This is a genomic window from Cupriavidus sp. PET2-C1 (genome assembly GCF_054515855.1).
On the sequence record NZ_CM137259.1, the window covers coordinates 2,704,130 to 2,722,703 of the forward strand.

Here is an 18,574-nt window from a genome sequence, read left to right on the forward strand (position 1 = left end):
GCAGTTGTCCGGCAGTAACATCCCCTAGCATCATCGCGCTTTCTTCAAGTCTGCGCATCAGGCCGCCGATAGCATGGTGTTCGGCAGGGCCTCGCCGAATCCGCATCCGCGCAATGCCCTCCCGCTTTTCATGACCCAGGACCCGCTTAGAACAGCGCGCCCTGGCGCGACGTTTGCAGCGCATCCGCCGCAATCCACTCCCCGTCGGCCGTGGCCACGCCGGCCTCGACCCGCCGCCCGGGGAACATGGGCCTGACCGCTGCCACATAGCCCGCGAGCTGCTGCGCGTAGGCCGCGTGCTCCTGCGGCAGCAGGCGCAGCTTGTAATCGATGATCACCACCCGATCGGCAAACTCCACCAGGCGGTCGATCCGCAGCAGGCGGCCGCGCGCGTCGTAAAGCTCGACCTCGTTGCGGGCGCTGAGCGCGGCCTGCGGGAACAGCAACGGCCGCAATGCCGGCGCTTCCAGCATCAGCCGCGCGCCTTCGACCGCGGCATGCGCCTGGTCCCGCCACAGCGCGGGCGCCTGCGCCGTGCCGGCGCCCGCCAGCGGGAACCAGCGCATCACCACCTCGGGCGTGGGCAAGCCCTCGAACGCCTCCGGATAGCGTGTCACGCGTTCCAGCAGCGCATGCAGCAGCTCGCCGTGGCGCGCCGCGTCGGCATCGAACACGATGGTATGGCCGCCATCCTCACCGGGGACAGCACCCTGCTCCGCTTCCTCGTCTTCCCACGCCAGCACCGGTGCCAGGCTCTCGGCCGCTTCACGGTAACGCTGGCGAAAATCGGTAAAGCGCACGCGTGCATCATTGCTGGCGGCGGCATCCGCCACGTCCTGCGCGGTGGCCGCCGGAAAGGGCTCGACTTCCACGCCGACGCCGGCCGCAAGCAGCCGCGCATACCAGCTACCGGCGATCTCGCGGTTGCCCTCGGCGCCATCGGCACTGCGCGATGCGCGCCCCTTGACGCCGCTCACCAGCAACCCCTGGCGCGCACGCGTCATCGCCACATAGAGCAGGTTCCAGTTCTCGCGCTCCGCCAAGGCGGCCTCAGCCTCGAACAACGGCGCGCGAGCGAGCCCACGCGTGCTGCGCTTGCCATAGGCGGAAAAATGCACCGGCACGTCCGAGGACGGCGGCCAGTCGATCAGGATGCCGGCCCGGTCCGCGGCGGCGTCGCTGTGGTTGGCGTCCAGCAGCACGACGAACGGGGCCTCCAGCCCCTTGGCGGCATGCACGGTGAGAATGTGGACCGCGTCCTGCGCATTGTCGGTGGCGTCGTCGGCATCGGCTTCGCCTTCGGCGTCTTCGGCGCTATCGGCCATGCCGCCTTCATCCGGGCTTTCGCCTTCTTCGCCGCGCCGGATTTCCTGTAACTCGTCAATAAACTTGGGCAGGCTCGGGTAGCGCCCGCCATCGAGGTCGAGCGAGAGCTTGAGGAAGGCATCGAGGTTGGCCAGTACCTGGTCGCGGATCTCGGCCGGCGCGGCCTCGGCGTAGCGCCGGCGCACTTCGCCGCCATGGTAGATGTGGTCGATCAGGTCATGCACCGGCCGATGCGGCGCCACCTCCAGCCAGTGGCGCAGGCGCGCGACACCATCGCGCAGTGCCGGGCTGCCGAACTCGGGCAGCCCCTGCTCCCGCAGGCAGGCCCACCAGCCTGGCCGCGCCTCACCCGCCTGGGCCATCTGCGCGATGGCGATCAGGTCCTCGTCGGTCGCGCCCACCAGCGGGCTCTTGAGTACATGGGCCAGGTCCAGGTCAGACTCCGGCGTCATCAGGAACGCCAGCAGCGCGGACAGGTCGAGCGCTTCCAGCGTGGCCAGCAAACCGCCGCGGCGCGGGCTCAGGCAGGGAATGCCAGCCTCGCGGAAGGCGCGTTCGTACTCCGCCAGATGGGTCTTGCGGCGCACCAGCAAGTGCACATCGCTCCAGCGCGCGGGCCGCGGGCCATTGCTGTCGGCAACCGGTACAGTGGCGCGGACATGCTTTAGCCAGGCCGCCACGCGCCGGCCCTCTTCGAGCCGCAGCGAATCGCCTTCGTGCTGGCGCGGCTGCGTCAGCGTATCGCGGTGCGTGGCGGAGTCCCGCGCGGCCTCATCGTCATCGCCAGCCGCGTCGTCCTGCGGTGCCGGCTCCGCCTCGGGCTCGACCAGCGGCAACAGCCACACCGGGCCGCCGGGCTCGTCCAGCGCGGTCGTCTGCGTCTCGAACAGCGGATAGCGCCCATCGGCGCGCGCGGTGTCGAACACCGCGTTGACCCAATCGAGCACTTCCGGGCGGTTACGGCGGGTGCGATTGGTCCGCAGCACGGTGGCGCCGAAACCCGACTGCAGCATCTCGCCGGCGGTCTGGAACAGGCGCGCATCGGCGCGGCGGAAGCGATAGATCGATTGCTTGGGGTCGCCCACCAGGAATACCGTGGGCCGCTCACCCAGGCCTGCGTAGCCGGCCAGCCAGCCTTGCAGGATGCGCCATTGCAGCGGGTTGGTGTCCTGGAACTCGTCGAGCAACAGGTGCCGGTAGCGCGCATCGAGCCGGACCTGCAGGTAGGTCGCGGTCTCTTCGTCGCGCATCAGCCGCGCGGCCAGCCACTCGAGGTCGGCGAAGTCCATCGCGCGCTGCTCGGACTTGTGGTGCTGGTAGCGCGTCAGCAGCGCGTCGCCCAGCTCGTACAGCGCCAGGTTGACCGCCAGCACTGCGGCCTCGCAGCGGCGTTGCGCGATCTGCTCCAGCGCGGCGCACATGTCGCTGTGCTCGGCGAGGAACGCATCGACCATCGCCTCACCACCGAGCGCCTTGGTCAGCGCCGTGGTGGCGCGTAGCGAACGCGGCTTGCCGGCGGCGGTGAAAAACGCGTCGCGCAATATCGCGAAGGTGCGCTCCGCGGGCTCGCCCCCTTCGGCGCCCGCCTCGCGCCAAGCGCGGATCGCCAGGATCGCATCGGCCAGGCGCGTAGCGTGAGCCTGCTCGGTCTTGCCGCCCCGGCCCAGCTGCGACGCCATGCCCTGGCAAGCGTCAAGCCAGCCGTCATCGGCCAGCACTTCCAGCAGCACGTCGACCTGGGCATCCTCGCCCAGGTCCGCGGCGAGCATCTCGGCGGGATCGGCGCTTTCGCGGAACGCAAACCACTCGCTGCGCGCGTGGAACATGGCGTCGAGCAAGGCTCGCGCCTGGAACTCGCCGATGGCATCCACCAGCCGCTCGAAGGCGACGCGCAGGTTGGCATACGGCGGCGTGGCCAGGGCCTGCCAGAACGGCGCCCAGGCCTCGCGCTTCATGCGCAGCGCGTCTTCGCGCAGCGTGGCGCCCGGCACGATGCCCGACGCCAGCGGCGCGCCGCGCAGCAGCGTGCCAAACCAGCCGTGGAAGGTATCGATGGCCATGCGCCCGGGCGCGGCCAGCACTTGTGCATGCAAGCCGCGCGCGCGCGGCAGCGCGGCGCGTGCGGCATCGGACGACAGCCCGCGCTGCGTGAGCGCGGCGATCACCGCGTCGTCATCGTCGCGCGCGAGCTGTGCCAGCACTTCCAGCAAGCGCTCGCGCATTTCCTCCGCGGCCTTGCGCGTGAAGGTGATGGCGAGGATCTCGTGCGGCGCCGCGCCGGCCAGCAGCAGGCGCAGCAGGCGCGCCACCAGCAGCCAGGTCTTGCCGCTGCCCGCGCAAGCCTCGACCACCACGGAGCTGGCGGGGTCGCAGGCCGCGCGCGTGAACTCGGCCTCGGCCACCGGCTGGCCATCGCGCAGATAGGCGTGGATGCTCATGCGCGGCCCCCGATCCCCGGCGGCAACGCCGTGCTTTCCCAGAAGCCCTTGCGGCACAGGCCGCGGGCGGTGCAGTAGGTGCATGCGCTGGCGTCCCCGAAGGCCGGCAGCGGCGCGTCCTGGCGCAGGCGCATCACGTCGCTGCGCAGTTGTTGTTCGAGCCACGCCACTGCGGCGTCGAAGTCAGGCAGGCTCACTTCGCGCTGGGGCGCCGGCGGCCCGTCCTTCGCGCCTTCGAGCGCCACCCAGCTGCCGGCGGCGACGTCGGCGCGCAGCAATCCATAAAACGGCAACTGGCAATCCTCTTCCACGTCCCCGACCTTGCGCTTCAAGCGCAGCACGGTCTGGGTCTTGTAATCGAGCACCGCACGGCTGCCGTCGCGCGCGCGATCGAGCCGGTCGATGCGGCCATTGACGCGCAGCGGCTGGCCGTCGGGCATAGGCAGGTCGACAGTGGCGTCGAGCTCGCCATCGTCCCAGAACCAGCCCTGCGCCTCGCGCTCCGCCTGCCATGCCACGTAGGACGGCAGCACTTCGCACCAGCGGCGGTAGTAGCCGATGGCGTTGCCGTCTTCCTTCATCAGCGCGCCGAACTCGTGATCGGAAATCTCGCGCAGGCGCGCCAGGCGAGCGTCTTCACGGCGCAAGCCCTCCTGCGACGCTTCGCGGTGGTAGCGCAGCAGCACGCGGTGCAGCAGCTCGCCGATGTCGCGTTTTTCCAGGTCGTCGCTGACGACTTCCAGCCCCGCCAGCCCGAGCATGCGGCCGGCAAAGAACTGGTAGGGACAGCGGCGCAGCATGTTGTACGCCTGCGCGCTCCAGCGCGCAGGCACCAGCTCAGATGCCGCCGGCGCGGGCATGCCGCCGGCTTCGGCGAAGGTCTCGTGCAGCACCGGCAGCGCGCTCGCCTCGATCGGCGCGCCCGCGCGCGAGCACAGCGCGCTGAGCCGCTCGATCCAGCCCGACACATGCTTGGGCTCGCCACGCGCGCCAAGGCGCTGCCAGGTGAGCACCACGTCGTCGTTGTTCAGCAGGACCTCGGCCAGGTCGCGTGCCTGCTGGGCAAAGCGCACCTCGCGGTCTTCCAGTGCGAGCTCGCGCCGCATCTGGTTGGAAAAAAACATCAGCTCGGCCGCACTGGAGGGAAGCTGCGTGTCGTCGCACCCCACCACCACGACCCCGTCGAAGCGGCGCATGCGCGCGCCGTTAAGCGGCAGGATGGTGATGCGCGCGGCGCCGCTGGCCGAGGGCTCCTTGTAGGCCACCGACTCCAGCAAGGCTGACAGCATGGAGCGGAATTCGCCGAGATTGAGCGTGGCGCCCGCACCTGTCTCGTCCTGCGGCAGATCGGCAAGGCGCGCCAGCGCGTCGAGCAATTGCGTGCCCGCATCGTCGGCCGACAACGCCTCGCGCATGCCGAGCACCTCCAGCGTGGCATCGAGGCGTTCCAGCCAGGTCGAGACCGGGTGCTGCGCGTTGCCGCGCGGCCAGGCGCCGGCTTCGGCCGCAAGGTGCTGCACCAGCTCGCAAGCGGCCTGCCGGGCGACGCGGCGGGCGTCGTCTTGCGTAGCGTCATCTTGTGCGGCGTCGGCGGCATTGCTATCGCCGCTGGCCTGGCCAGCCGTGTCAGGACGGAAGCGCTGCTGCAAGCGGCGCCAGCCACCAATGATGCCATCGCGCCGGATCTGCCGCTCCAGCGCGGCAATGGCCTCCCCCCGTAGCGCAAAGCCAGGCAGGCAGAACGGGCTCTTTAGCAGATCGAGCAGGGCCGAGGTATCGCCGTCCTGGTTGAGCAGGTCGAACCATCGCATCAGCGCAGCCGCGGCTCGCGTGGTCGAGAGCTTCCAGCCGGTTTCGTCGCGCACCGGCGCGCCGGCCCGTGCCAGCAACGCGCGCGCGCGCCGCGCTACTACGCGATCGTGCGCCACCAGCGCCACGTGGCGGCGGCCTTCGTTGAGCCACTGCACCAGTTGCTCGGCGGCAGCGCCGGCTTCGTCCTCGAAGCGCGCGCTGCCGATCACGCGCACGCGCGGGCGCTCGGCCGGCAGGCTGCGTGGCGCGCGGCGCGCGGCCGCTTCGTTCGCGCCAGGCAGCCGTGCCTCTGGCCACAGTGCCAGCAAGGTGCCGTACCAGCCGAGCTCCCCGTCCTCATCGCCCAGATCGGCATCGAGCGCGCTGCTCTGCGCCTGCGCTAGCTGCGCGGTCCAGTCATAGCCGATGCGGATCACCGGCACGAGCTCGGCGGCCTGCCGCAGGAATGCTTCCTCGATCGGCTGGGGCGGCGTCGGCCCGAGCCAGATGACCGGCCCGTCCAGGTGCTGGGCCAGCCGGTGCAGCGTGCGGCGGCGCGCGGGCATCGGATCGTCCGGGCCGGACAGGGCTTGCCAGAATGCCATCACGATGCGGGCTTCCTCACCGAGGAAACGGGAAGACAGATGCGCGTAGGTCCGCTCCAGCGCGCCCTGCAGCAGGGCCGCGCGATCGTCCCCGTCGACGTCTTCATCGCGGATGGCATCGTCGTCGAGCCAGCGCGCGCTCAGTTCGTCGCTGATGGCGAGCAGCGTCTGCGCCAGCCCCCATGCCGCAGCCTCGGTCTGCGCACCAAATGCGCGCCGCAGCCAGTCCTGCGCACGGATGGCCTGCTGCACGGCCAGCAGCCGCGCAGCATGGCTGCGCACCGGCATCGGGTCGGGCGGCAGGTCGAGCAGCCAGTGGCCAATGGTGACCACCCGCGGCAGCAGCCGCGGCTTGCCGGCCGCGCGCGCGGCGGCATCCAGCGCCTGGCGCACACCGGGGATCTGCGCGGCGGTGGGCACCACCACATGCGCGGCGGCTTGCTGCTCCCCGCAATGGTCGAGGAAATACCAGGCCGCGGCGGCGGCCTGCGGCAGGAAGTCGGGGCCGGGACGAAATTGCAGCGAGGTCATGAAGCGAGAGTAACGGCCGGATCGGATGCCATGGCGAGAAGGCGCGCGGCGGTCAGCGCGCACACCCGGGCATCGCGCACGGGATGCGCGAAAAACGCGGAAATAACCGGAGAGCCCGGAGCGCCTTCAGTGGCTGCCGGCCTCGAGGCGCGAGCGGATTTCGCGCGCGGTCTCCAGCAGGCCCTGGTAGCCGGAGCGTGCGTGCTCTGGCAGGTCGGGGTCGCCCACCAGCGCACCCAGGGTCTCGATGACACTGTAAAGGAGGCCCTTGGCCGCGCCGCCGGCAATGCTCTCTTGCTCGACAGCGGCATTGATGTGATCCAGCGCGTCGCTCAAGTGTTCCACTTCGGGGGGTTGCTGCGGATCCGGCTTGGAAGGGGTGTCTGGCGTCATGGTCTGTAGCCTTGTCTGTTGCGCGGGAAGGCGCCGGGCCGAGGCCGGGCGCATGATTCTATTCTACGCGCCCGGGGGCGCCGCGCGACCTTTGCATCGCATGGGATTGCGTTTGCGCAAGGCACTCGCCCCGCGTATCAAAGCCGTGACGGCGTTACTCATAAATCACATACCGGGCGCCTGGCGACGAGCTTCGGCGCGGCTCCCGATTGATAAAAGCTCTTGCGCCGATTAATACAATCATCCCACCAGGCTTGGCTTCGCGGGCAGAATGGCGCTACACGCTGCCGTATCGGCCGGGTTTCATCACCGCGTACGGCAGCGCACCGTGAGGCTGATGGGCAGGGTATTGAATTCCCATCAACTGGTAACATATGAGCAGCATCCCGCCAATCGTGGCTGTCCCGTCGCTCGGGACAAGCCCGCACCGGGTAAAGCGCCTGCCTACAGGTATGCGCAAACTCGTGTAATGTAGCGGTTCGGCAAATCCCGCCTTCAAATTAAACAGAGCGAAACCAGAGGTTTTCCGCCATGAGTGAACAAATCAAGTATGTGAGCGACGCCTCCTTCGACGCAGACGTGCTCCAGTCCGACAAGCCTGTCCTGCTCGACTTCTGGGCAGAATGGTGCGGTCCCTGCAAGATGATCGCCCCGATCCTGGACGAAGTGGCCAAGGACTACGGCGACAAGCTGCAAATCGCAAAGATCAACGTCGATGAGAACCAGCAAGTGCCGGCCAAGTTCGGCATTCGCGGCATCCCCACGCTGATCCTGTTCAAGAATGGCGCGGTTGCCGCGCAAAAGGTCGGCGCGCTGTCCAAGTCGCAACTGACCGCATTCCTCGACGGCAATCTGTAATATGCCGGCCCGGGGCGCGGCGCCATCAGGCGTGCCCCCGGTGTAGCCACAATCCGACGTGCGTGCGCCTTCCCTGGCGCACCGTCCGGATTGTGCTAAGATGGCATCAACAACTTCCCCGAGCGTTCGCTCATTTCCTCCCCCTCCTTTAGGTCCAGCCCGTCCGGGCGCCTCTGTACCCCTCGTCTATGCACCTGACAGAACTCAAATCGCTTCACGTGTCTGCGCTTCTCGAAATGGCCGCGACCCTCGAGATCGACAACGCACAACGGATGCGCAAACAGGAGCTGATGTTTGCCATCCTGAAGAAGCGCGCCAAGCTGGGCGAAATCATCTTTGGTGACGGCACCCTGGAAGTCCTGCCGGACGGCTTCGGCTTCCTGCGCTCGCCCGAGACCTCCTACCTGGCAAGCACGGACGACATCTACATCAGCCCTTCGCAGATCCGCCGCTTCAACCTGCATACCGGCGACACGATCGAGGGCGAAGTACGGACCCCCAAGGACGGCGAGCGCTATTTCGCACTGGTGAAGGTGGACAAGGTCAACGGTCAAGCGCCTGAAGCGGTCAAGAACCGCATCATGTTCGAGAACCTGACGCCGCTGCACCCGAACCGGCCGCTGACGCTGGAGCGCGAAATCCGCGCCGAGGAAAACATCACCGGCCGAATCATCGACATGATCGCGCCGATCGGCCGTGGCCAGCGCGCCCTGCTGGTGTCTTCGCCCAAGTCCGGCAAGACCGTGATGCTGCAGCACATCGCCCACGCGATTGCGAACAACCATCCGGAAGCGGACCTGTTCGTGCTGCTGATCGACGAACGCCCGGAAGAAGTGACCGAAATGATGCGCTCGGTGCGCGGCGAAGTGGTGGCGTCGACCTTCGACGAACCTGCCATCCGCCACGTGCAGGTCGCTGAAATGGTGATCGAAAAGGCCAAGCGCCTTGTCGAGCTCAAGCGTGACGTGGTGATCCTGCTGGACTCGATCACCCGCCTGGCACGTGCCTATAACACGGTGGTGCCGGCCTCGGGCAAGGTGCTGACTGGTGGTGTGGACGCCAACGCGCTGCAACGCCCCAAGCGCTTCTTCGGCGCTGCGCGTAACCTGGAAGAAGGCGGCTCGCTGACCATCATCGCCACCGCGCTGATCGAAACCGGCAGCCGCATGGACGACGTGATCTACGAAGAGTTCAAGGGCACCGGCAACATGGAAGTGCACCTGGAACGCCGCCTGGCGGAAAAGCGCGTCTATCCGTCGATCAACCTGAACAAGTCCGGCACCCGCCGCGAAGAACTGCTGATCAAGCCCGAGATCCTGCAAAAGGTCTGGGTGCTGCGCAAGTTCATCTCGGACATGGACGAAGTGCAGGCCATGGAATTCATTCTCGACAAGATGAAGGCGACCAAGAACAACGCCGAGTTTTTCGATATGATGCGCAGAGGCGGCTGATCGTTCGCTATGCCGCGCGCCGCGGTTCGCGCGTTGGCACTGCACTGGAAGGGCGCGCCTCGGCGCGCCCTTCTGCGTTTCCGCCCTGTGCCTGCAGGAGTCCCATGTTCGGCCGACTGAGCCACTTCCTGCGCGCGCGCTCGCGCGTGCGCAAACTCGAACACTACGCGATTCCCGACGCGCTGTGGACGCACACGGTGGCCAAGCTGCCGTTCGTGCAGCGTTATGGCGCCGCCGATCTCGCCGCCTTGCGCGAGCTCGCCACATTGTTCATCGCCGAAAAGGAATACTCCACCGCGCACGACCTGCCGCTCACCGACGAGATGGTGACGAGCGTCGCGCTGCAAGCCTGCGTGCCCATTCTCAAGCTGGGCATCGAGTGGTATCGCGGCTGGCGCGGCATCGTGCTCTACCCCGGCGAATTCGTCATCCGCCGTACCGTCGAGGATGACATCGGGCTGGTGCATGGCGTGGTTGAGGAAGCCAGTGGTGAAGCGTGGGAACACGGGCCGGTCATCCTCTCCTGGCCCGATGTGCAGGCGCCCGGCGCCGGACTGAATGCGCGCCATGCCCACCACCCCGACGACACCTACAACGTGGTCATCCACGAGTTCGCCCACAAGCTCGACATGCTCGACGGCGAGCCGGACGGCGTGCCGCCCTTCTCACGCGTGCTCCATCCGGGCATCGACCGCGAGCAGTGGGCCGAGACCTTCCTCACCGAGTACGACCGCTTCGCGGATGCGTGCGAGCAGCAGTCCGACCATGCCTGGGACCATCCGGAACGGCTGCCGCCGGCGCTGCGGGTGATCGACCCATATGGCTGTGAAGCGCCCAGCGAGTTCTTCGCGGTGGCCTCGGAAACCTTCTTTGTCGAGCCGGCCGGCCTGCGCAGGCACTGGCCGGCCCTCTATGATTCGCTCGCGGCGTTCTATCGCCAGGATCCAGCCTCGATGTGATTGAAGATCAACCTCTCGGCGCCCCCGGCCGCCGTGCGCATCGCGCACTCAAAACTTGCCCAGCTTTTTGTTTTTCTGCGATAATCCCGGATTGTCCGTTATCGGCAAGTGGTTCGTTCGCCGCAACGCTGCCAGTGCAATCAGCGCATCCAGCTTCTGGTGCTTTTTTTAGCGCTTTTGGCAAAGGCAGCAGCAGCAGCACGGCAAACAACGGACTGGCTACCCAACCTGAAAGGAAACACCATGAAAGAAGGCATTCACCCGAATTATCGCGAAGTCGTATTCCTCGACGTGTCGAACGACTTCAGCTTTGTGACCCGCTCGACCATCCAGACGCGCGACACCATCACCCGCGACGGCAAGGAATACCCGCTGGCCAAGATCGAAGTGTCGTCGGAATCGCACCCGTTCTACACCGGCACCCAGAAGATCATGGACACGGCCGGCCGCGTCGAGAAGTTCCGTCAGAAGTTCGGCAGCAAGCTGAACAAGCTCACCGCGAAGTAATTCGCCGCGAGCCCGCTCGCTGCATGGCCTCGGACAAAATGCTCCGGCGCCGCGCACCCAAGCAAAGAGGCAGCATCGGCTGCCTCTTTGCTTTTGCAGCCTCCGCGCGATCGGCGCCAACCGGCGCCCCCGGATGCAGCTAACCGGGAGCGCCCCGCCCCGGCGGCCCCCAAGACCCACCAATCAATGAGCGCAGCCAAGACTTCCCGTGTCCACCTGACCGCAGCCGCCACCGGTACGCTTCCGCGCGCACTGTTGCTGGCCATCTGCATCATTTACGGCCTGGCTGGCCTGTTCGGCCGAGATCCGTGGAAAAACGAGGATGCGGCCGGCTTCGGCGTGATGTGGCAACTGGCCACCGGCGGCACCCAGGACTGGCTGATGCCCAATATCGTGGGCCGCCCTTATGGCGAAGACGGCCCGCTGGTGTTCTGGGTTGGCGCCCTGATGATCCGCCTGTTTGGCGGCTGGCTCGGCGCGCCGGACGCGTCGCGTATCGCCACGGCACTCTTTTACTTCGGCACCTGCGCACTGATCTGGTACGCGACCTACCTGCTCGGCCGGCGTGCCGAGGTGCAGCCTTTCGCCTATGTCTTCGGCGGCCAGCCCAACGCGCGCGACTACGGCCGCACGCTGGCCGACGGCGCCCTGCTGATCTTTCTGGCCTGCGTGGGCCTGGCCATGCGCGGCCACGAAACCACGCCACAGGTTGGGCAGGTTTGCTTTGTCGCCATGAGCCTGTATGGCATGGTGCGCAGCCTGGACAAGCCAATCCAGGGCGGCATCTGGCTGGGCGTCGGCCTGGGCGCGCTGACCCTGTCCAGCGGGCCGGTCATCCCGCTGGTCTTGCTCGCCTCCGTCATCCTCTGCGGCCTGGCCTGCAAGCCCCTGCCCCTGCCGCGCGTGCTGCTGGCAAGCGTGCCGCTGGCGCTGGTGCTGGTGGCAGCCTGGATGGCCGCCGCCTACTTCGGCGCAACCGACCACAACGACGCGGTGACCTTTATCCGCGAGTGGTCGCGCTACGATCGCCGCACCTACGGCGCGCCGAACGCCGCCGCGCTCAACTTCATCGCGCGCAACCTGCTGCTGTTTACCTGGCCGGTGTGGCCAATTGCCTGCTGGGCCTGGCTGAGCTGGTCGGGCATGCGCCGTGCGCCGCATGTGGCGCTGCCCCTGGCGATGCTGCTGCCGCCGCTGCTGCTGCTGTTTCTGCTGCGTGCGCCGGGCGACGTGCAGTTCATCCTGCTGCTGCCGCCGATGGCCGTGCTTGCCGCGTTCGGGTTGCCAACGCTCACGCGCGCCGCCATCAATGCGATCGACTGGTTCGCCCTGCTCTTCTTCACCATCTTCGGCGGCTTCGTCTGGTTCATGTGGATCGCCAGGACGACGGGCCAGCCGCCGCGCATCGCCGCCAATATCTACCGCCTGCTGCCGGGCTTCCAGCAAGATTTCACCGTCAGCGCGATCATCTATGCGCTGCTGGTGACGGCCGCCTGGGTCCTGATCGTGCGCTGGCGCCTGTCGCGCGCGCCTAAGCAGATCTGGCGCCCGGTGGTGATCTCGGCCGCTGGCACCACGCTGATGTGGGTGCTGGCCATGACGCTGTGGATGCCATCGATCAACTACGGCAAGACCTATCGCGACGTGGCCCAGGCCGCCTCGATGGCGCTGCCCACGGCGTATAAGTGCGTGCAGCCGATTCGCATGGGCGACGCGCAGCTGGCCTCGTTTGCCTATTTCGGCCATATCCGCTTTGGCGGCCCGGAGGACGGCTGCGACGTCCTGCTGCGCCATGACCCCGTCGACTACGGCGAGCCCACCAGCATCTCGCACTTCGAATGGCGCCTGATCTGGGAAGGGCGGCGCCCCTCCGATCGCGACGAGCGCTTTCGCATGTATCGCCTGGTCGATATGTCCCGGGCCGCGCCGCCCCGGCCCAGCCTGCCCGGACGCCGGCTGCCAAGCCACCCCTGAGGGGGCTGCGCCGCACCTGCCCGCATGAACTTGTTCCACGATATCCGCCGCATTTCCGTGCTGGCCGCGCCGGTCCTGGTCGGCCAACTTGCGGTGATCGCCTTTGGCGTGATCGACACCATCATGGCCGGGCGAGCCTCTGCCATCGACCTGGCCGCCGTGGGGCTGGGCGGGTCCATCTACGTCACGGTCTACATCAGCTTGATGGGCGTGCTGCAGGCGCTTGCCCCGATCGCCGGTCAGCTCCATGGCGCCGGGCGCGCAGCGGAAATTGGCAGCGAGGTCAGGCAGGCTGCCTGGCTGGGACTGGCGCTGGCCATCCCCGGCATGTTGCTGCTCTTGTTCCCCGGCCCGCTGCTGGCGTTTGCCCAGGCACCGCCGGAGCTGGTCGAGAAGGCAACGCACTACCTGCATATCCAGGCGTTTGGCTTGCCAGCCGCACTGGGCTTTCGCATCTACTCCGCGCTCAACAACGCCTTGTCGCGCCCGGTCATGGTGACCGTACTGCAGCTCGTCGGGCTGGTGGTAAAGATTCCGCTCAATGCCTGGTTCATCGACGGCGGCTTCGGCCTGGCGCCGATGGGCGGGCCGGGCTGCGCGCTGGCCTCAGCACTGATCAGCTGGATCTGGTGCATCTCCGCCATCCTGATCCTGCGGCGCAACGCGGCCTACCGCCCTCTACAGATCTTTTCCAGCTGGGCGTGGCCACAAGCGCGGCCGATCCGCGCACTGCTGCGCCTGGGCGTGCCGATGGGGCTGACCTACCTGATCGAGATCACGTCGTTTACGCTGATGTCGATCTTCATCACGCGCATGGGCACCGTGGTGCTGGCTGGCCACCAGATCATTGCCAACCTCGGGGCGGTGGCTTATATGTTGCCGCTGTCGCTGGCGATCGCCACCTCCACGCTGGTAGCACAGTCCATCGGCGCGCGCGACCAGGACAGCGCACGCCGCATTGCCCGGCGCGGCATCTGCCTGGCGGCTGTGCTGGCGATCATGGTCGGCGGCCTGCTGTGGATCCTGCGAGAACCGCTGCTGCATGCCTACGCTAAGGATCCGGCAGTGGTGCGCGCCGCCCTTCCTCTCATGTTGTTCATCGCCTTCTATCAGGCATTCGACGCGGTCCAGGTCATGACGGCATTCATCCTGCGCGCATACAAAATCGCACTGGTGCCGACCTTGATCTACGCAGTGTCGCTCTGGGGAGTCGGCCTGGGGGGCGGCTACGTGCTGGGCTTTGGCTTGATCGATGCCCTGCCCGCCTTCACACGGGGGGCCGCGGGGTTCTGGCTGGCCAACAGCATCAGCCTGGCCATTGCCGGCTCGCTGCTGGTGCGCTACTTCGTCACAATCAGCCGGCGCAGTGCAAGCTGAGCAAGCCTGGAACGTGCAGCGGATGGATTATCTCAGCGGCGACGAGGGCATATAGCCGAACAAGCGCTGACCGCCGCCAGCCACAACGCGATAATGCCTGCCTGGCTAGCAGGCATGGCCCGGCATAATACCGCCACGCCATCACCGTGTGCGCGCCGAATCAAATAGCGGGGATTATCAAGAACTGCCGGAGCGAATGCCGGGCAGCAAAAGAAAAAACCCGCATGGCATAACCATGCGGGTTTAGTTTTGGCGGAGTGGACGGGACTCGAACCCGCGACCCCCGGCGTGACAGGCCGGTATTCTAACCAACTGAACTACCACTCCATACTCTTACTTGCCACCGACAGCGATGCTTTCGACGACAAACCGAACGTTTGGTTACGTTCGTTATTTGGCGTCCCCAAGGGGATTCGAACCCCTGTACTCACCGTGAAAGGGTGATGTCCTAGGCCTCTAGACGATGGGGACAGAAACTTGTCTTTCGACTTATTCCGTCGGACACCGTGAATATCTCAAAAACCAGATTTTCACAGCACCCTGGAAGTTTCGACTTACTACACTCGAACCTCCGGCATTTTGGTGGAGCTAAGCGGGATCGAACCGCTGACCTCTTGCATGCCATGCAAGCGCTCTCCCAGCTGAGCTATAGCCCCATGGTACTACGTTACCGCCTACTTCTTTTACCACCGCTGCTTTCGCAGCGTTTCGCGTTTGTTTCTTCGTTTCAGCGAAGACAAGATTATATAAACAACCTTGCTTTTTTGCAACCCCTTTTTTTAACTTTTTTCTGCGATCCACATTACTGCGGGATTACTTCTTATCGCTTCCATCCGTTATGCCCGCTTGGTTTTTGTCCGCGCTGCAGGGAGAACAAGATTATGCTGAATTCCTGGCAGGAGCGCAAGCCCCTGCCAGGAATTTCTGCAAAATATTTCAAGCAAGCCCGGCCTGGATGCGGCGCAGTACCGTATCGCGCCCAAACAACTCCAGCACGGCATCGATGGCAGGCGTCTGCAACTGCCCCGCCACCAGCAGGCGGACCGGCATGGCCAGCTTGGGCATCTTCAGGCCAAACTCGGCCAGCACCGCCTTGAAGGCCGCGCTGATCTCCTCGCGCTTCCACTCGGTGAGTGCCGCCAGCCGCGTGGCCAGGGCCTGCAGTGCCGGCAGGATGTCGGCGTTCAGGTGTTCTGCCTTGAGCGCCGGATCCGGCTGCGGCTCGCCGCGGTAGAACAGCAGCGCGGCCTGAGCCACGTCCTTCAGGGTATTGGCACGGTCCTTCACCAGCCCGATGACGCCCTCCAGGCTTGCGCCCTCCACCTTGCCGCCCAGCGCCTCGATGAACGGCTGGGTCAACCCGGCCAGGCGCGCATTGTCGCCCACCTTGATGTAGTGGTTGTTCAGCCAGGCCAGCTTTTCCGGGTTGTACTGCGCCGGGGACTTGCCCAGGTGCTCCAGGTCGAACCACTCCACGAACTGCTCGCGCGAAAAGATCTCGGCATCGCCGTGCGCCCAGCCCAGGCGGGCCAAGTAGTTGAGGACGGCCTCGGGCAGATAGCCTTCGTCGCGGTAGCCGGTCACGGGCATGGCGCCATGGCGCTTGCTCATCTTCTCGCCCTGCTCGTTGAGCACCGTCGGCAGGTGGGCGTACACGGGGGCAACGCCGCCCAGCGCACGGATAATGTTGATCTGGCGCGGGGTGTTGTTGACGTGGTCGTCGCCGCGGATCACGTGGGTGATGCGCATGTCGAGATCGTCGATCACCACGCAGAAGTTATAGGTCGGCGTGCCGTCCGGGCGCGCGATCACCAGGTCGTCCAGTTCCTCGTTGGAGATTTCGATCCGGCCCTTGACCGCATCGTCCCAGACCACGCTGCCGCCAATCGGGTTCTTGAAGCGGATCACCGGCTGCACACCGGCCGGCGGCACCGGCAGGACCTTGCCCGGCTCGGGACGCCAGAACCCGTTGTAACGCGGCTTCTCGCCGCGCTCGCGCTGCGCGTCGCGCAGAGCGTCCAGCTCTTCGGTGCTCATGTAGCAGGGATAGGCCAGCTCGCTGTCCAGCATCTGCTTGACCACCTCGCGATAGCGGTCCATGCGCTCCATCTGGTAGAACGGGCCTTCGTCGATATCGAGATCGAGCCAGGCCATGCCTTCCAGGATCACGTCCACCGATTCCTGCGAAGAACGCTCGACGTCCGTGTCCTCGATGCGCAGGATGAAATCGCCCTTCATGCGGCGCGCAAAGGCCCAGGGGTAGAGCGCGGAGCGGATATTGCCGAGGTGAATGAAGCCGGTCGGGCTCGGCGCGAAGCGGGTGCGGACGCGTTGTTGTGTCATAGAGGAATGAAACAAAAAAGCCCGCGCACGAATGCGCGCAGGCCGGGGTGTAGGATCGCCGCATTATAGCAAGCAGGGCGCTGTATCCCGCCCCGCCCGGCGCCAGGATGCCCGGCCGCGCGGAATCATTTATGCTCTGCCCGGTCTGAATGCTGTCGCGTGGGACGCGTGGCCAGCGCGAACGGCACATTCCTGCCGTCGTGGTGCTGGCCACGCCGAATACGCCACTTCTCATCCCCTGGTTATCCATGCAACGACGCAACTTCCTTGGCGCCGGCGCGGCAGCACTGCTGGCCGCCTGCTCCTTTGGCCCCAAGCCGGGCACCCTCGCCGCCACACCGGAAACACCGGCCGTGCCGTCCCTGGTGCCCGTGGCGCCATCTCGCCCCATCAGGATTGGCCTCGCGCTTGGCGGCGGCGCCGCGCGCGGCTTTGCCCATATCGGCGTGATCAAGGCGCTGGAGGCGCAGGGCATCCACCCGGACCTCGTCACCGGCACCAGCGCGGGTGCGGTGGTCGCAGCGCTCTACGCCTCGGGCATGAGCGGCTTCCAGCTCAACAAGCTGGCGCTGACGATGGACGAAGCCGCCATCGCCGACTGGGCCCTGCCCTTCGGCACCCGTTTCGGCGGCTGGCTCAAGGGCGAGGCGCTGCAGAACTATGTGAACAAGCTGATCGCCAATCGCCCCATCGAGTCCATGAAGCTGCCGCTGGGCATTGTTGCCACCGATCTCAAGACCGGCCAGGGCATCCTGTTCCGGCGCGGCAACACGGGCCAGGCGGTGCGCGCGTCGAGTAGCGTGCCGGGAGTGTTCCAGCCGGTCTCGATCCAGGGACACGACTATGTGGACGGCGGCCTGGTCGAGCCCGTGCCGGTGGACTCCGCGCGCACCATGGGCGCGGACTTCGTGATCGCCGTGAATATCTCCGCCGAGCCTTCCAGCCAGAAAAGCAATGGCCAGAGCGGGGTATTGCTGCAGACCACGGCCATCATGGGGCAGTCGATCAGCAAGATGGCACTGGCGCGAGCCGATGTGGTGATCCGCCCCGATCTGCCGGACATGGGCGGCAGCGACTTCAACTCGCGCAACCGCGCCATCCTGGCCGGCGAGCAAGCCGCCGCTGCCGTGATGGCGAGCCTGCGCGACAAGCTCGCCCAGGCACGGCCGCGGCCCGCCGGAACGGTAGCCGCGCAGTAAGGAGCGGGCGGCACCAACGAAAAAAGGACTGCGTCGCAGTCCTTTTTTTCTTGACAGCGCGGACCGCGTCCGCGAGCCGGTCAGCCGCCGTAGAGCGGGCGGTTGACTGCGTTGGGATCGAAACGCTTCAGGGTTTCGACCATATTGCCAAGGTTGTTGGCGCTGCCGCTGTCCTGCGGCGCGTCGTCGATACGGCGCGCACCGTTATAGCGCGTCACCCAATACGAGGCGCGCATGTCGTCGACGCGGATCTTGCTGCCGGTGGACGGTGCGTGCACGAACTTGTTGTCGCCAATATAGATGCCAACATGCGAGAAGGTGTGGCGCATGGTGTTGAAGAACACCAGGTCACCGGGGCGCAGGTCGTTGGATGCCACGGTGGTGCCAACCTGGCTCATCTCGACCGAGCGGCGCGGCAGCACGAAGCCAAAGGTGTCATTGAACACGTAGCGAACGAAGCCGCTGCAGTCCAGGCCCGATTCGGGGCTGTTGCCACCGAAGCGGTAGCGCACGCCAATCAGCCCGAGGGCATTCATGACCAGGTCGCCGGCCTTGCTGGCCACATGGCTGGTGGAATTCATGACCGAAGAGAGCAAGCCGCGCTTGCCTTCCGGATGTGGGTCCGCACTCAGTTCGGTACGTGCATCGATGCGGGCGTCGGGATCCTTGAACACCGTATCAGCCAGCACTCCATTCGATAGAGTGGCACCGCAGGCAATGGCAATTCCTACGGCGCCGCGCGCCAGGGAATGAAGCATTCGCTGCATTGGTTCTCCTGATGAATCGTTCTTGACCGGACCCGGGAAAACGCACCGGGCGGGC

12 protein-coding genes and 3 tRNA genes are annotated in these 18,574 nt (G+C 66.3%); 7 read left to right on the plus strand and 8 right to left on the minus strand.

All coding sequences use genetic code 11. From position 1 onward, the window contains the following. Window positions 1–146 precede the first annotated feature (146 nt). From ACX12D_RS12220 to ACX12D_RS12230, 3 genes are all read right to left on the minus strand, one after another. Window positions 147–3,764, minus strand: coding sequence for a UvrD-helicase domain-containing protein (locus ACX12D_RS12220; RefSeq protein WP_459371316.1), 3,618 nt, complete (start codon window positions 3,762–3,764; stop codon window positions 147–149). Next, window positions 3,761–6,691, minus strand: a complete 2,931-nt coding sequence (locus ACX12D_RS12225) for a PD-(D/E)XK nuclease family protein (RefSeq protein ID WP_459371317.1) — start codon at window positions 6,689–6,691, stop codon at window positions 3,761–3,763. The genes ACX12D_RS12220 and ACX12D_RS12225 overlap by 4 nt, the downstream gene beginning before the upstream one ends. Window positions 6,692–6,817: 126 nt before the next feature. Then, window positions 6,818–7,084, minus strand: coding sequence for a hypothetical protein (locus ACX12D_RS12230; protein ID WP_006157724.1), 267 nt, complete (start codon window positions 7,082–7,084; stop codon window positions 6,818–6,820). Between the two features lie 531 nt (window positions 7,085–7,615). Between ACX12D_RS12230 and trxA the strand changes: the two genes are divergently transcribed. From trxA to ACX12D_RS12260, 6 genes are all read left to right on the plus strand, one after another. Continuing rightward, a complete protein-coding gene (gene trxA / locus ACX12D_RS12235; protein ID WP_010814265.1) occupies window positions 7,616–7,942 on the plus strand; it encodes a thioredoxin TrxA in 327 nt (108 codons plus the stop codon). Between the two features lie 188 nt (window positions 7,943–8,130). Then, on the plus strand, window positions 8,131–9,393 hold the full coding sequence (gene rho, locus ACX12D_RS12240) for a transcription termination factor Rho (RefSeq protein ID WP_043347534.1): 1,263 nt from the start codon (window positions 8,131–8,133) through the stop codon (window positions 9,391–9,393). A gap of 104 nt (window positions 9,394–9,497) precedes the next feature. Continuing rightward, window positions 9,498–10,352 carry a M90 family metallopeptidase gene (locus tag ACX12D_RS12245; protein WP_459371320.1) on the plus strand — a complete coding sequence of 285 codons (855 nt, stop codon included), beginning with the start codon at window positions 9,498–9,500 and terminating at the stop codon, window positions 10,350–10,352. Window positions 10,353–10,595: 243 nt separating this feature from the next. Continuing rightward, complete coding sequence (locus ACX12D_RS12250) at window positions 10,596–10,859, plus strand: type B 50S ribosomal protein L31 (RefSeq protein WP_006157720.1); 264 nt, start codon at window positions 10,596–10,598, stop codon at window positions 10,857–10,859. Window positions 10,860–11,045: 186 nt separating this feature from the next. Beyond that, entirely contained in the window at window positions 11,046–12,833 is a 1,788-nt protein-coding gene (locus ACX12D_RS12255; RefSeq protein ID WP_441636882.1) for an ArnT family glycosyltransferase, read from the plus strand. A gap of 24 nt (window positions 12,834–12,857) precedes the next feature. Continuing rightward, window positions 12,858–14,210, plus strand: a complete 1,353-nt coding sequence (locus ACX12D_RS12260) for an MATE family efflux transporter (protein ID WP_459371321.1) — start codon at window positions 12,858–12,860, stop codon at window positions 14,208–14,210. Between the two features lie 250 nt (window positions 14,211–14,460). Here the strand turns inward: ACX12D_RS12260 and ACX12D_RS12265 are convergent. The 4 genes from ACX12D_RS12265 to gltX form a co-directional block, all read right to left on the minus strand. Next, a tRNA-Asp gene (locus ACX12D_RS12265) sits at window positions 14,461–14,537 on the minus strand. Between the two features lie 68 nt (window positions 14,538–14,605). Next, window positions 14,606–14,681, minus strand: a tRNA-Glu gene (locus ACX12D_RS12270). 109 nt (window positions 14,682–14,790) lie between these two features. Then, a tRNA-Ala gene (locus ACX12D_RS12275) sits at window positions 14,791–14,866 on the minus strand. A gap of 280 nt (window positions 14,867–15,146) precedes the next feature. Continuing rightward, window positions 15,147–16,553 carry a glutamate--tRNA ligase gene (gene gltX / locus ACX12D_RS12280; protein ID WP_459371322.1) on the minus strand — a complete coding sequence of 469 codons (1,407 nt, stop codon included), beginning with the start codon at window positions 16,551–16,553 and terminating at the stop codon, window positions 15,147–15,149. Window positions 16,554–16,801: 248 nt separating this feature from the next. Between gltX and ACX12D_RS12285 the strand changes: the two genes are divergently transcribed. Next, window positions 16,802–17,752 (plus strand): patatin-like phospholipase family protein, encoded by a 951-nt coding sequence (locus ACX12D_RS12285; RefSeq protein ID WP_459371323.1) that lies wholly within the window; start codon window positions 16,802–16,804, stop codon window positions 17,750–17,752. Between the two features lie 80 nt (window positions 17,753–17,832). Here ACX12D_RS12285 and ACX12D_RS12290 read toward each other — a convergent pair whose 3' ends face one another. Further along, a complete protein-coding gene (locus ACX12D_RS12290; RefSeq protein WP_150983330.1) occupies window positions 17,833–18,519 on the minus strand; it encodes a C40 family peptidase in 687 nt (228 codons plus the stop codon). Between the last annotated feature and the right edge of the window lie 55 nt (window positions 18,520–18,574).